We start from the raw sequence: 13215 nt of genomic DNA, 5'->3' as shown, positions 1-13215 counted from the left end.
ACGACGTCACCAATCGGAACGTCCGCCGGTCCTACACGCGTCACGATGCCGATCAGGCGATCAGCGGGAGGCCAGCTACCCCGCTGCAGCTCTGCACGACAAGACGTACCGAAGTCTGCACCGAAGCCAGTAAGCCGAATCCAGCGCCACCTCGACTCAGGCCCGCCGATCGCCGACGAGAGCAACGCGGTCTGCCCAAGGTACTCGGGTCGACCGACCGTGTTGCCCGCGTCTACACCCCTTCCCCGATGCCCAGTTGCACCTGGATCTCCTGGGCGCGTTCGGCCGCCGCGCTGGCGCCGTAGTGCCGGGGCATGTCCTCGGAGGTCCAGCCCAGCAGCAGCATCAGGTCACCGGTGTTCCCGCCGGCACGCTTCCACTCGTGGGCGAAGTTGTGCCGCCAGCGGTGGGCGTGCACGTTCGCAACGCCCGCGGCGAGACCCAACCGCTTCAGACGAATCTTGATGCCGTTGGCCGCCAACCTCCGCCCACCACGGTCGGCGAGCCACAGATCCGGCAGGTCCGAACCCTTGTGCTTGCCGCGCGCCCGTAGGTAGCGGCTGATGGCCCGCGCCGTCTTCGGCCCGAATCGCACCCGGCGGTCCTTGGCGCCCTTTCCGTGGTAGTGGACCGACTCCGTGTTGAGGTCGACGTCATCGAGCAGCAGGTTGCCGACCTCCGACAGACGCGCTCCCGTGTTGTAGTACAGGCGGATGATCGCCTCGTCACGGAGGTGCGGGAAGGTCTTGCCCTTGCATGCGTCGAGAAGCTTCTTCGTGTCTTCGTCGCGGATGATCGGGATCAGCTTCTGTGGTGTCTTGGGCTGTCGGACCCGATCCATTGGAGAACGGTCGATGTCCTCCTCAGTCAGCAGCCATTTGAAGAACTGCTGCAGACCTTTGTGCTTGTTCAGCGCGGTCGACGCCGACCGGGTCTCGATCATCCACGCCTGAAACGCCTCCGCATGTCCCCGGGTCACCTCGGTGGGGTCCTCCGCGGCGTCGGCGGCATCGGGGTCGGGCGAGTGCTCGGCCAGGTAGCGGGCCAGTTGCGCGGCGGCGAGGAGGTAGTTGTACCGGGTCGTCTCCGGGTAGTTGCCCGCCCGCAGCGTCCGGTCCCAGTCGCGTAGGTATCCCGCCCAGGTCGAGGACAGGTCGGTCGTGAGCTTGGTGAGGTCCAGTAGAGCCATGTCGGTCACCCGTCGAGTCAAGGGGTCGATAAGCGGCGTGCTCGACCTCGACGAACCACCATGAACACGAAAAAGAGGGTTCCCACAGGCTCTGACCTGTGGAAACCCTCTTGCTGTCGGGACGGCCGGATTCGAACCGACGACCCCTTGACCCCCAGTCAAGTGCGCTACCAAGCTGCGCCACGTCCCGCCCCCGCGTGGTTTCCCCCGCGGCAGCCGGTACAGCTTAGCGCAGCAGCTCCGACTCGTCCGCACAGGCCCCACCGACGTAGCGAGGCAGCAGAACTACCGCACATCCCCTAGAGCGTCCTAGGAGGGTGGGGTTGGATAGGGAAATGCCGGATGGGCAGGGGCGCCCATCCGGCATTTGGCAGAACTGGACCGCGTCAGCCGTGCGCCTTGCCTCGGCCGCCGGGGCCGAGCTTCTTGCGCGGGCGGACCGAGATCTCGATCGGGCTGCCCTCGTACCCGAATTCCTCGCGGAGCTTGCGCTCGACGAAGCGCTGGTAACCGGCGTCGAGCGGGCCGGTGGTGAAGAGCACGAACCGTGGCGGTGCCACACCGGCCTGCGTCGCGAACAGGATCCGAGGCGCGCGCCCACCACGTACCGGGTGGGGGGTGGCCTGCACCAGCGCGGTGAGCCACTGGTTGAGGTGCGCGGTCGGCACGCGGGTTTCCCAGCTGGCCAGCGCCTTGTTCAGGGCCGGGGCCAGCTTGTCCACGGCACGGCCGGTCATCGCCGACAGGTTCAGCCGGATCGCCCAGGGGATGCGGCGCAGCTCCCGGTCGATCTCCTTGTCCAGGTAGTACCGACGGTCGGCGTCGACCAGGTCCCACTTGTTGAACGCGATGACCAGCGCCCGGCCCGACTCGGTCACCATCGACAGGATTCGCTGGTCCTGCTCGCTGATCGGTTCGCTGGAGTCCAGCAGCACCACGGCAACCTCGGCGGCCTCGATCGCGCCGGCGGTACGCAGACTGGCGTAGTACTCGGTGCCACTGGCCTTGCCGACCCGCTTGCGCAGCCCGGCCGTGTCGACCAGTTGCCAGGTCTGACCGCCGATCTCGACCAGGCTGTCCACGGGGTCCACAGTGGTGCCCGCCACCGAGTCGACGACCGCCCGCTCCTCGCCGGAGAACCGGTTGAGCAGGCTGGACTTGCCGACGTTCGGCCGCCCGACCAACGCCACCCGGCGCGGCCCGCGAGGACGGTTCTCCACGATCGCCGGTGCCTCCGGCAGCGCGGCGAGGATGGCGTCCAGCAGGTCGCCGGAGCCGCGTCCGTGCAGCGCGGACACCGGGAACGGCTCACCGAGACCGAGTGACCACAGCGAGGTGGCCTCCATCTCGATGGAGTTGTTGTCGGCCTTGTTGGCCACCAGGATCACCGGCTTGGCGCTGCGCCGCAGCATCTTCACCGCGGCCTCGTCCACGTCGGTGGAACCCACCATCGCGTCGACCACGAAGAGCACCACGTCGGCGGTGACGACCGCCGTCTCGGCCTGCGCCGCGATGGCCGCGGCCCGGTCCTTCGCGTCCGGTTCCCAACCGCCGGTGTCCACCACGGTGAACGCCCGACCGTTCCACTGCGCGTCGTACGGGACCCGGTCGCGGGTCACGCCCGGGACGTCCTCGACGACCGCCTGCCGGCGGCCGATGATCCGGTTGACCAGCGTCGACTTGCCCACGTTGGGGCGGCCGACCACGGCCACCACCGGCTGCGGGCCGGTCGGTTCCTCGACGGCGACGTCGGGCTCCCGCAGCTCCACCCAGCCACCACCATCGCTACTCATGCCACGCCCCGCTCGGTGAGGAGCTCGCGCAGCCGCGCCACGACCTCGTCGATGCCCAGCTCGGTGGTGTCCAGCACCACCGCGTCGGGCGCCTGCGCCAACGGGTTGACCTTGCGGGTCGAGTCGAGACGGTCCCGCCGGGCCAAATCGGCGGCCGTGGCCGCCACGTCGGTGGCGTCCTCGGCGCTGCGCCGGGCGGCACGGGCCGCCTCGGAAGCGGTCAGGAAGACCTTCAGGTCGGCGTCCGGTGCCACGACCGAGCCGATGTCGCGACCCTCGACCACCATCCGACCAGCGTCGGCGATCATCTCACGCTGCCGGGTGACGAGCAGCTCACGGACGGCCGGCACGGCGGCGACGGCGGAAACCGCGCCGGTCACCTCGGCGCCACGGATGTCGGCGTCCACGCCCACCCCGTCGATGGTCACGGCATACCCCTGCGGGTGGGTGCCGATACGCAGGTTGACCTCGCCGGCGACCTTCGCCACCGACGCGGCGTCGGCGAGATCCACGCCGGAGCGCAGCACGGCCCACGTGATCGCCCGGTACATCGCCCCGGTGTCCAGGTAGCGCGCACCGATGCTCACGGCGAGCCGCCGCGACACGGTGGACTTACCCGAACCGGACGGCCCGTCCACAGCGACCACACATCGCCCGGTCCGTACGTTTTCCTCCACCGTGTCCTCCTCAGCCCGTACCTCACGGATCGCCCGGTGATCTGGCGCCGCAAGCGGTTGTCAATCGTCATCAATCATGCCCGGGTCCATTGGCGGACCCGCGCGCGACGCCGCCGGAGGCGACCCACGCCACCCGGGCGGCCGCGTCCCGGCCAACGGTGGAGCCTACCGGCTGCCGTACCCCGAACTCGGGGGTCAGTCACCCACCGCGTTGAACAGGGCGGCGACCTCGGCGTTGGTCAACCGCCGAATCCGTCCGGTCCGCAGTTCACCCAGCCGGATAGGACCGATCGAGGTACGCACCAGCCGGGTGACCGGGTGTCCGACCTCCTCCATCAGCCGTCGGACGATGTGCTTGCGGCCCTCGTGCAGGCTCAGCTCCACCTGGGCGGATTTACCCAGAGTGTCCACCACCTTGAACGAGTCGACCTTGACCGGCCCGTCCTCCAGCTCGACGCCGGCCAACAGCCGCTTGCTCAGGTTGCGCGGGATCGGCCCGACCACCTCGGCGAGATAGGTCTTCAGCACCTCGTACGAGGGATGCATGAGCTTGTGCGCGAGGGTGCCGTCGTTGGTGAGCAGCAGCAGGCCCTCACTGTCCGCGTCAAGCCGCCCCACGTGGTAGACCCGCTGCTCCACCCGGTTGCCGATGAACTCGGCCAGCTCGTTGCGCCCCTTGTCGTCCGCCATGGAGGTAACCACCCCGCGCGGCTTGTTCATCGCCACGTAGACCAGGCGAATGTCGACCTGGAGGCGCTCCCCGTCCACGTGGATCACGGAGGTGGCCGGGTCGACCTTGTCGCCGAGCTTGGCGACCCGCCCGTCCACGGTGACCCGGCGGCGGAAGATCAGGTCCTCACAGGCGCGCCGGGAACCCACGCCGGCGGCGGCGAGCACCTTCTGTAGGCGCTCAGCCCCCTCGTAGACGGGCGCGTCGGCTTTGGGGGAACGGTTATCGGGTCGCATCAGCAAGCTCTTCTACGTCGTCGGGCAGGAAGGGTGCGAGGGGCGGCAGCTCGTCGACGGTGTTCAGCCCGAGCTTCTCCAGGAACAACGTGGTGGTCCGGTAGAGGAACGCCCCACTGTCCGTTTCGGTGCCGCACTCCTCGATGAGGCCACGGGTGACCAGCGTACGGATGACCCCGTCGCAGTTCACACCCCGGATGGCTGAGATTCGCGAACGGGTCACCGGCTGCTTGTACGCAACCACGGCGAGCGTCTCCAGCGCCGCCTGGGTCAGCCGCACGGACTGCCCGTCCAACACGAACCGCTCAACGTACGTAGCGTATTCCGGGCGGGTGTACAGCCGCCACCCGCCGGCCGCCCGCCGCAGCTCGAACCCGTGCCCGGCCGCCGTGTACCCGGCGGCGATCTCGTCGAGCATCGGCCCGACCCGCTCGGCGGGCTGCTCCAGCACCTGGGCCAGCACCAGCTCGCTGACCGGCTCGTCGACGACCAGCAGGATCGCCTCCAACGCGCCGCGCAGCTCGGCCTCGGACAGCTCGGGTGCGGGCTCCGGCGCCACCGTCGCCCGCCGCCGCCCCGCCAGCTGCCGCCGGGGTACGTCCCCAGCCCCACCCGACTCCCCCGCCGTGGCCTGCGTCACCGCACCGAGGTCCGGTCCCGCCGAGCCCACCTCGTCCGGGGCCGTCACAACGGGATCTGGCTCACCCGGACTCGCCTCGTCCGAGGCCACCTCAAGGGGATCGGGCCCACCCGGGCCGACCTCGACAGGGCCTGGCCCACCCGAGGCCGCCTCGACAGAGGCTGGCCCACCCGGGTCCACGTCGTCTGGGCTCGGCCCATCCGGGCCCGCGTCGTCTGGGCTCGGCCCATCCGGGTCAACCTGCGCCGAGCCCGACGCGACTACGTCCGGCTCGGCGGAATCGGCGGCGGCGTGGGGTTCCGGTCGGCGCGCCGCCGTTTCGGGCAGCGCCTCGGCCAACGCGGCCCGATCGGTGGTCGGCTCGGCCAGCTCGTCGGTGTCCGGTGGTGCGGCTGAGTCGTCCGGCGGCGTGGGGGTGTCGGCGGCGGGCGGGCGGGGGCGGTCCCACGGGGGGACCCAGGCGGCGGCCTGGTCGGCCAGCGAGTCCCGACGTTGCTCGTCACTCATCCCGCGCACCCTCCGTCGTTCCCGTCCCGTCCGGCCCGCCGGCCTCCCCCGCCGGCACAGGGTCAGCCCCCGCCAGCGCGGGCTCAGTCACCGCCAGCGCGGGCTCAGTCACCGCAGGCCCACCCCCCCGCCAGCTCAGACTCAGCCCTCGCCAGCTCAGACTCAGCCCTCGCCGGCTCAGACTCAGCCCTCGCCGGCTCAGACTCAGTCCCCGCGGGCCCAGGACCAGCCCCCGCCAGTTCAAGCTCAGGCGACTCCGGGTCGGTCGGGGTGCCGGCGTACTCGTCGACGTGCAGCTCGGTGTCGCCGTCGGTCGGGCCGGTCCAGCGCACGGTCAGCTCCTCCAGGGCCTGCTCCTGCACGAAGGACACCAGGCCCTCCCGGTACAGCTCCAGCAGCGCGAGGAACCGGGCCACCACCTCCAGGGTGGCCTCGCAGCCGGCGCAGAGCAGCGAGAACGTGGCGGTGCCGGCCCGGCGCAGCCGGGCCGCGAGGATCGCCGCGTGCTCTCGGACACTGACCCGGACCATGTGCACGTGGGCGATGGAGACCTCCGGCACCGGCTTCGGGGTCATCGCCTTCACGGCCAGCTTCAGCAGCCGCTGGGGGCCGATGCCGAGCACCAGGTCGGGCAGCGCCTCGGCGTAGCGGGGCTCCAGGCTGACGGCACGCGGATAGCGTCGGCCGCCGACGGCCTCCAGCTCGGCGATGTGCGCCGCCGCCTCCTTGTACGCCTTGTACTGCAACAGCCGGGCGAAGAGCAGGTCCCGGGCCTCCAGCAGGGCGAGGTCGGCCTCGTCCTCGACGTCGGCGGCGGGCAGCAGCCGGGCCGCCTTCAGGTCGAGCAGGGTCGCGGCGATGAGCAGGAACTCGCTTGCCTCGTCCAGGTCCCAGTTGTCGCCCATCGCCCTGATGTAGGCGATGAACTCGTCGGTGACCGTGTGCAGGGCCACCTCGGTGACGTCGAGTTTGTGCTTGCCGATCAGTTGCAGCAGCAGGTCGAACGGGCCGGTGAAGTTGGCCAGCCGGACCGTGAACCCGGTGGGTTGCACACCGTCGACCACGGCCGCGTCGGCGGTCTCGGGTGGGTCGAGGGGTGGCGCGGTCACCGGACGACCGTAGTCCACGAGGCGGGCACCGGGCGTTCCGGCTACCGCTCCGACTGGGCGGCGATCACCTCGCGGGCCAGCTGACGGTAGTTACGTGCCCCGGAGGAGGCCGGGTCCATCGTCGTGATGGGGGCACCGGCCACGGTGGACTCGGGGAACTTCACCGTCTTGGTGATGACCGTCTGGTAGACCTTGTCGCCGAACGCCTCCACGACCCGCTGGAGGACCTGGCGGCAGTGCGTGGTGCGGCTGTCGTACATGGTGGCGAGGATGCCTTCGAGCTCCAGGTCGAAGTTGAGTCGCTCGCGCACCTTGTCAATGGTGTCCAGCAGCAGTGCCACACCCCGCAGGCTGAAGAACTCACATTCGAGCGGGATGAGCACGCCGTGCGCGACGGTCAGCGCGTTGATCGCCAGCAGGCCGAGCGACGGCTGGCAGTCGATCAGGATGTAGTCGTACTCCTTGCGGACCGTGCGCAGGACCCGGGCCAGAGCCATCTCCCGGGCGACCTCGTTGACGAGCTGGATCTCGGCAGCGGAGAGGTCGATGTTGGCCGGCAGCAGGTGCAGGCCCGCCACGTCGGTCTTGATGAGGACGTCCTCGGCGATCACGTCGTCCTGCATGAGCAGGTTGTAGACGGACAGGTCGAGGTTGTGCGGGTTGACGCCCAGGCCCACCGAGAGGGCGCCCTGCGGGTCGAAGTCGACGAGCAGCACCTTGCGGCCGTATTCGGCGAGGGCGGCGCCCAGGTTGATGGTGGTCGTGGTCTTGCCGACGCCACCCTTCTGGTTGGCCATCGCGATGATGCGCGCCGGGCCGTGCCGGTCGGTGGGCATCGGCTCGGGAATGGGCTTACGCATCGTGTAGGCAGCCGGGTCCGCAGGACCCAGGTCCGCGCCGAGCGTCGCCTGCTGCTCGCGGAGCTCCGACGTCCAGGTCTCGGCACGGTCACCGTTGCCAGCCATGTGCTCGTTGCCCCCTCCCGACGACCCACCCGGCGTCGGAGCCGTCCGACGTCCTTCGCGGCGCCGCTGCGCACCCCGGTCGTGTCGCTCCAGGAGGTCCGCGCCGATGCCGACTGTACGCCACCGACCAGCAGGGGGTTCGGCACCGGCCCGGCGTGTCGGCGTCGACCGCGACCGGTTCAGCCCTGGGCGCGCGGGTGGGCGGTGGCGTACACCTCGCGCAGCCGCTCCACGGTGACCAACGTGTAGACCTGGGTGGTGGTCACCGAGGCGTGGCCGAGCAGCTCCTGGACCACCCGGACGTCGGCGCCGCCGTCGAGCAGATGGGTGGCGTAGGAGTGACGCAGGGTGTGCGGGGAGACCGCGGCCGGCCCGTCGACGGGCAGCCCGGCCCGGTCGGCGGCGCGGCGCAGGATGCCCCAGGCGCCCTGGCGGGACAGCGCGCCGCCCCGGGCATTCAGGAACACCGCCGGGGTGCCCCGGCCGGCGGCGGCCAGCCCGGGGCGGGCCCGGACCAGGTAGGCGCGGACGGCGTCGACGGCGTACCCGCCGATGGGCACCAGCCGCACCCGGCCGCCCTTGCCGCGCAGCAGCACCGTGCCGTCGTCGGTGTCGAGGTCGTCCACGGCGGCGCCGACCGCTTCGGAGATGCGCGCGCCGGTGCCGTACAGAAACTCCAGCAGCGCCCGGTCGCGCAGCGCGAGGGGCGCGTCGTCGCCGGTCGCGGTGATCGGGCCGGCGGTCTCCAGCAGCCGGACCACGTCGTCGACCGGTAGCGCCCGGGGCAGCCGTCGGGGCGGCGTGGGCGGTCGGACGTCGCGGCTCGGATCGGCGCCGGCCAGGCCCTCGCGCAGCGCGAAGCGGTGCAGGCCCCGTACCGCGCTGGCCGCGCGGGCGGCGGAGGAGACCGCCAGCGGCGGGTGCGCGTCGTCGCCGGCGCGCAGCCGCGCCAGGTGCGTCTCGACGAGGCCGGCGCCGACCGACGCGAGGTCGGTGACGCCGGCATCGGTCAGGGTGGCGAGATAGCGGTCCAGATCCCGGCGGTACGAGGCGAGCGTGTTCGCGGAGAGGCCACGTTCGACGGTCAGGTGGTCGAGGTAGCCGCGAACGGCACGGCGCAGCGCCGGCGTGGGTGGTGTGCCCACGCCGGCGGAGTCCGTGCCGCCGGTCAGCCCGCCACCGTTCAGGCCAGCACGTCGGCCAGCGGGAGCACGTCCATGCCGTGCGCCTCGGCGACCGGGCCGTAGGTGACCTGACCGGCGTGGGTGTTGAGGCCCAGCGCCAGCGCCGGGTCGTTGCGCAGCGCCTCGCGCCAGCCCTGGTTGGCCAGCTCCAGGGCGTACGGCAGGGTGACGTTGGTCAGCGCGTAGGTGCTGGTGTTCGGCACCGCGCCGGGCATGTTCGCGACGCAGTAGAAGATCGACTCGTGCACCTTGTAGACCGGGTCGGCGTGCGTGGTGGGGCGCGAGTCCTCGAAGCAGCCGCCCTGGTCGATGGCGATGTCGACCAGCACACTGCCCGGCTTCATCCGGGAGACCAGCTCGTTGGAGATCAGCGTCGGGGCCTTCGCGCCGGGCACCAGCACCGCGCCGATGACCAGGTCGGCGTCGAGCACGGCGCGCTCGACCTCGTAGGCGTTGGAGGCGACGGTCTGCAGGTGGCCCCGGTAGATCGCGTCGGCCTGCCGCAGCCGGGCCACGTTCTTGTCCAGCAGCAGCACCTCGGACTGCAGGCCCAGCGCGATCGCTGCGGCGTTCATGCCGGAGACACCGGCGCCGATGACCACGGTCTTGGCCGCATACACCCCGGAGACACCTCCGGGCAGCACACCGCGCCCACCACCGGTACGCATCATGTAGAAGGCGCCCACCTGCGGGGCGAGCCGGCCGGCGACCTCGGACATCGGGGCGAGCAGCGGCAGCGACCGGTCGGGCAGCTCGACGGTCTCGTATGCGATGCCGGTGACCCGGCGGTCGATCAGCGCGTCGGTGCACTCCTTGGAGGCGGCCAGGTGCAGGTAGGTGAAGAGCACCTGCCCCTCGCGCATCCGGTGGTGCTCCTCGGCGATCGGCTCCTTGACCTTGAGCACCAGCTCGGCGGTCTCCCACACCTCGTCGGCGGTGGCGAGGATCTTCGCGCCGGCGGCGGCGAACTCCTCGTCGGTGATGCTGGAGCCAACCCCGGCGCCGGACTCGACGAAGACCTGGTGGCCGCTGCGGGTGAACTCGTTGACACCCGCTGGCGTGATCGCCACGCGGTACTCGTGGTTCTTGACCTCGCGTGGGATTCCGACCTTCACGATGCAGACACCTCTCTTCGGGGCTGCTCTCCCCCGACTGCTCGGTGCCACGACGGCCCCTTTGCCATCGCGGTACACCGGTCCTGCGGCGGCAGTCTAGGCGCGCCCGGTGCCGCCGCGAGCCAGCACAGTGCCACCCGGTGCCCGGGTGTCCTGACGAAGTGTCAGGACACCGCCGGGATGCGGCGGTCCACCGTCACCTCAGCCAACAGGACAGTGTTTCACCATTATCGTCCCATCTGCCGGACGGCGGTGCGGACAGCTGGCGAGTGGATCACTAATGTGTCCGCCCATGACCACTCCTCCTTACCAGCCCGGTTACCCCCAGCCGGGGTACCCCCAGGGCGTCTCCGACAAGAGCAAGATCATCGCGGGCATCCTCGGTATCCTGCTCGGCACCTTCGGTGCCGGTCGGTTCTACACCGGACACACCAAGATCGCCGTTCTCCAGCTCGTCGTGAGCCTGGTGACCTGCGGCGTCGGCGCTCTCTGGGGCGTCATCGACGGCATCCTCATCCTGGTCAACGGCGGCACGGACGCGCAGGGCCGTCCGCTGCGCGACTCCTAGACCAGCAAGCGAAAGGGGCCCCGCGGCTGACCGCGGGGCCCCTTTGGCGCGTACTCCCTCACCGGCTGGACCGGCGGCGACGCTCAGCGCGGCAGCGGCGCGTCCGCCCGACGCAGAGACGCGAAGCCGGTGTCCCGGGCGCGGGCCACGGCCAGCAGCCCCGCCACCGCGGACGCGTTGGTGATCTCACCGGCCAGGACCATGGCGACCGCCTCGTCCAGGTCGATCCGGACGACCTGGAGGTCGGCCTCCTCGTCGTGGCGCTCGTGCCGCTCGTCGGCCGGCACGTCGGCGAGGTCGCGGGCCAGGAACACCCGGACGATCTCGTTGGTGAACCCCGGTGAGCTGTGCAGGTCGACCAGCACGTCGACCCGGCCGGCGGTGAGGTCGGCCTCCTCGGCCAACTCCCGCAGCGCGGCCACCGGCAACTCCTCGCCGGAGACGTCCATCAGACCGGCCGGCAGCTCCCACAGGTGCCGCCCGACCGGGTGCCGGTACTGCCGGATCAGCACCACCTGGCCGGCGTCGTCGAGCGCCACCACGGCCACCGCCCCGACGTGCCGGACGAGGTCCCGCAGCCCGGTCCCACCGCCCGGCATGGTCACCTCCTCGGTGACCACGTCGAAGATCCGTCCCCGGTACCGCTCCTCCCGGGAACGCACCTCGTAGCGGTGCTCGAGGTTGCTCACGACGCCGACGACGCCTTCGTCGCGGCGCCGTTGCGGGCGGCCTTGCGCGTCGTCGGGGCCTCCGCCGCCGCGTCCAGGTCGACCGGCAGCTGATCGGCCTGCGAGTACGCCACCGCGGCCTTGACGAACGAGGCGAACAGCGGGTGCGGGCGGGTCGGGCGGCTCTTCAACTCGGGGTGCGCCTGGGTGGCCACGAAGAACGGGTGCAGGCTCCGGTCCAGTTCGATGAACTCGACCAGCCGGCCGTCCGGCGAGGTGCCGGAGATGTGCAGGCCCGCCTTGGTCAGCGCGTCCCGGTAGGCGTTGTTCACCTCGTACCGGTGCCGGTGCCGCTCGCTGATCTCGGTGCTGCCGTACGCCTCGGCGACGATCGAGCCCTCGGTCAACGTCGCCGGGTACGCGCCCAGCCGCATGGTGCCGCCCAGGTCGCCCCGACCGGCGACGATGTCCTCCTGGTCGGCCATCGTGGCGATGACCGGGTGGGCCGCCTGCTCGTCGAACTCCAACGAGTTGGCGCCGTCCAGGTCGGCCAGGTGCCGGGCCACCTCGATGGTCATGCACTGCAGGCCGAGGCAGAGGCCGAGCAGCGGGATGCCGGCCTCGCGGGCGTACCGGGCGGTACCGACCTTGCCCTCGATGCCACGGACGCCGAAGCCGCCGGGGATGAGGATGCCGTCCACGCCGGCCAACGCCGCGGCGGCGCCGGCCGGGGTGACGCACTCGTCGCTGGGCACCCACTTGAGCTGCACCCGAGCCCGGTGACCGAAGCCCGCCGCCCGGATCGCCTCACTCACCGACAGGTACGCGTCGGGCAGGTCGACGTACTTGCCGACCACCGCGACGGTGACCGTGTGCCGGGGGCGGTGCACCCGCTCCAGCAAATCGTCCCAGCTGGCCCAGTCCACGTCCCGGAAGGAGAGGCCGAGCCGGCGCACCACGTACGCGTCGAGCCCCTCCCGGTGCAGCACCTTCGGGATGTCGTAGATGCTCGGGGCGTCCGGGCAGGCGACGACCGCCTCGGCGTCCACGTCGCAGTAGAGCGACAGCTTCTCCTTGAGCTTCACCGGGATCTCCCGGTCGCAGCGGAGCACGATCGCGTCCGGCTGGATACCGATGTTGCGCAGCTGCGCCACCGAGTGCTGCGTCGGCTTGGTCTTCAGCTCACCCGAGGGCGCCAGGTACGGCACCAGCGACACGTGCAGGTAGAAGCAGTTGTCGCGGCCCAGGTCGTGGCGGACCTGGCGGATCGCCTCCAAGAACGGCAGCGACTCGATGTCGCCGACCGTGCCACCGACCTCGGTGATCACCACGTCGGGGACCTGGCCGTCCTCGTCCGGGTCGGCCATCGCCAGGATCCGCGACTTGATCTCGTTGGTGATGTGCGGGATCACCTGGACGGTGTCGCCCAGGTACTCGCCGCGCCGCTCCTTGGCGATCACGTCGGAGTAGATCTGGCCGGTGGTGACGTTCGCCTTGCCGGAGAGCGCCCGGTCGAGGAACCGCTCGTAGTGCCCGACGTCGAGGTCGGTCTCGGCGCCGTCCTCGGTGACGAAGACCTCACCGTGCTGGAACGGGTTCATCGTCCCCGGGTCGACGTTCAGGTAGGGGTCGAGCTTCTGCATCACCACACGCAACCCGCGCGCGGTCAGCAGATTGCCGAGGCTGGAGGCGGTGAGGCCCTTACCCAGCGAGGAGGCGACGCCCCCGGTGACGAAAATGTGCCTGGTCGTCCGTGCTGATGGGGCCAAGGCCTGCTCCCGTGTCGTCTGTCGCGGTCATGCAGACCGCCGTGCTTGATCAGCAAAGTGATCAC

12 protein-coding genes and 1 tRNA gene are annotated in these 13215 nt (G+C 70.9%); 1 reads left to right on the top strand and 12 read right to left on the bottom strand.

The annotated features are described in order from the left end of the window. Positions 1 to 232 precede the first annotated feature (232 nt). The 10 genes from ACFYP0_RS14400 to ald all read right to left on the bottom strand — a co-directional run bounded on the left by ACFYP0_RS14400 (position 233) and on the right by ald (position 10145). Positions 233 to 1189, bottom strand: a complete 957-nt coding sequence (locus tag ACFYP0_RS14400; protein ID WP_386996080.1) for a tyrosine-type recombinase/integrase — start codon at positions 1187 to 1189, stop codon at positions 233 to 235. Between the two features lie 116 nt (positions 1190 to 1305). Beyond that, a tRNA-Pro gene (locus ACFYP0_RS14395) sits at positions 1306 to 1379 on the bottom strand. Positions 1380 to 1575: 196 nt separating this feature from the next. After that, positions 1576 to 2982 carry a ribosome biogenesis GTPase Der gene (der, locus tag ACFYP0_RS14390; protein ID WP_091407237.1) on the bottom strand — a complete coding sequence of 469 codons (1407 nt, stop codon included), beginning with the start codon at positions 2980 to 2982 and terminating at the stop codon, positions 1576 to 1578. After that, complete coding sequence (gene cmk, locus ACFYP0_RS14385) at positions 2979 to 3659, bottom strand: (d)CMP kinase (protein ID WP_124861717.1); 681 nt, start codon at positions 3657 to 3659, stop codon at positions 2979 to 2981. Before cmk ends, der begins: the two co-directional genes overlap by 4 nt. Positions 3660 to 3854: 195 nt before the next feature. Next, positions 3855 to 4625: a pseudouridine synthase gene (locus tag ACFYP0_RS14380; protein WP_124861715.1), complete on the bottom strand. Its 771-nt coding sequence runs from the start codon at positions 4623 to 4625 to the stop codon at positions 3855 to 3857. Further along, positions 4612 to 5634, bottom strand: a complete 1023-nt coding sequence (gene scpB, locus ACFYP0_RS14375; protein ID WP_386996594.1) for an SMC-Scp complex subunit ScpB — start codon at positions 5632 to 5634, stop codon at positions 4612 to 4614. Before scpB ends, ACFYP0_RS14380 begins: the two co-directional genes overlap by 14 nt. A 242-nt stretch (positions 5635 to 5876) precedes the next feature. Further along, positions 5877 to 6881, bottom strand: a complete 1005-nt coding sequence (locus ACFYP0_RS14370) for a segregation and condensation protein A (RefSeq protein WP_386996077.1) — start codon at positions 6879 to 6881, stop codon at positions 5877 to 5879. A gap of 41 nt (positions 6882 to 6922) precedes the next feature. Further along, positions 6923 to 7846 (bottom strand): ParA family protein, encoded by a 924-nt coding sequence (locus tag ACFYP0_RS14365; RefSeq protein ID WP_124862901.1) that lies wholly within the window; start codon positions 7844 to 7846, stop codon positions 6923 to 6925. A 179-nt stretch (positions 7847 to 8025) separates the two neighbouring features. Then, a complete protein-coding gene (locus tag ACFYP0_RS14360; protein ID WP_355493323.1) occupies positions 8026 to 8991 on the bottom strand; it encodes a site-specific tyrosine recombinase XerD in 966 nt (321 codons plus the stop codon). A gap of 38 nt (positions 8992 to 9029) precedes the next feature. Continuing rightward, positions 9030 to 10145 carry an alanine dehydrogenase gene (gene ald, locus ACFYP0_RS14355; RefSeq protein ID WP_124862907.1) on the bottom strand — a complete coding sequence of 372 codons (1116 nt, stop codon included), beginning with the start codon at positions 10143 to 10145 and terminating at the stop codon, positions 9030 to 9032. 280 nt (positions 10146 to 10425) lie between these two features. Between ald and ACFYP0_RS14350 the strand changes: the two genes are divergently transcribed. Continuing rightward, entirely contained in the window at positions 10426 to 10713 is a 288-nt protein-coding gene (locus ACFYP0_RS14350) for a TM2 domain-containing protein (protein WP_386996073.1), read from the top strand. 83 nt (positions 10714 to 10796) lie between these two features. On the opposite strand, the gene ACFYP0_RS14345 is transcribed toward ACFYP0_RS14350, so the two are convergent. Together ACFYP0_RS14345 and ACFYP0_RS14340 are read right to left on the bottom strand one after the other, a co-directional pair. Further along, a complete protein-coding gene (locus ACFYP0_RS14345; RefSeq protein ID WP_355493322.1) occupies positions 10797 to 11402 on the bottom strand; it encodes an NUDIX hydrolase in 606 nt (201 codons plus the stop codon). Continuing rightward, positions 11399 to 13150 carry a CTP synthase gene (locus tag ACFYP0_RS14340; RefSeq protein WP_124862916.1) on the bottom strand — a complete coding sequence of 584 codons (1752 nt, stop codon included), beginning with the start codon at positions 13148 to 13150 and terminating at the stop codon, positions 11399 to 11401. Before ACFYP0_RS14340 ends, ACFYP0_RS14345 begins: the two co-directional genes overlap by 4 nt. Positions 13151 to 13215: the final 65 nt, after the last annotated feature.

Origin of the sequence: Micromonospora arida, from assembly GCF_042873195.1 — a bacterium.
In the GTDB taxonomy this organism is placed as follows: domain Bacteria; phylum Actinomycetota; class Actinomycetes; order Mycobacteriales; family Micromonosporaceae; genus Micromonospora; species Micromonospora arida.
This window is presented reverse-complemented; position numbering and strand designations above follow the sequence as displayed.

What these genes read in the sequence shown, in the direction of transcription:
- ACFYP0_RS14380 (WP_124861715.1), bottom strand. Translation starts at nt 4,625, where the DNA reads ATGCGACCCGATAACCGTTCCCCCAAAGCCGACGCGCCCGTCTACGAG.
- ACFYP0_RS14365 (WP_124862901.1), bottom strand. Translation starts at nt 7,846, where the DNA reads ATGGCTGGCAACGGTGACCGTGCCGAGACCTGGACGTCGGAGCTCCGC.
- der (WP_091407237.1), bottom strand. Translation starts at nt 2,982, where the DNA reads ATGAGTAGCGATGGTGGTGGCTGGGTGGAGCTGCGGGAGCCCGACGTC.
- ACFYP0_RS14350 (WP_386996073.1), top strand. Translation starts at nt 10,426, where the DNA reads ATGTGTCCGCCCATGACCACTCCTCCTTACCAGCCCGGTTACCCCCAG.
- ACFYP0_RS14400 (WP_386996080.1), bottom strand. Translation starts at nt 1,189, where the DNA reads ATGGCTCTACTGGACCTCACCAAGCTCACGACCGACCTGTCCTCGACC.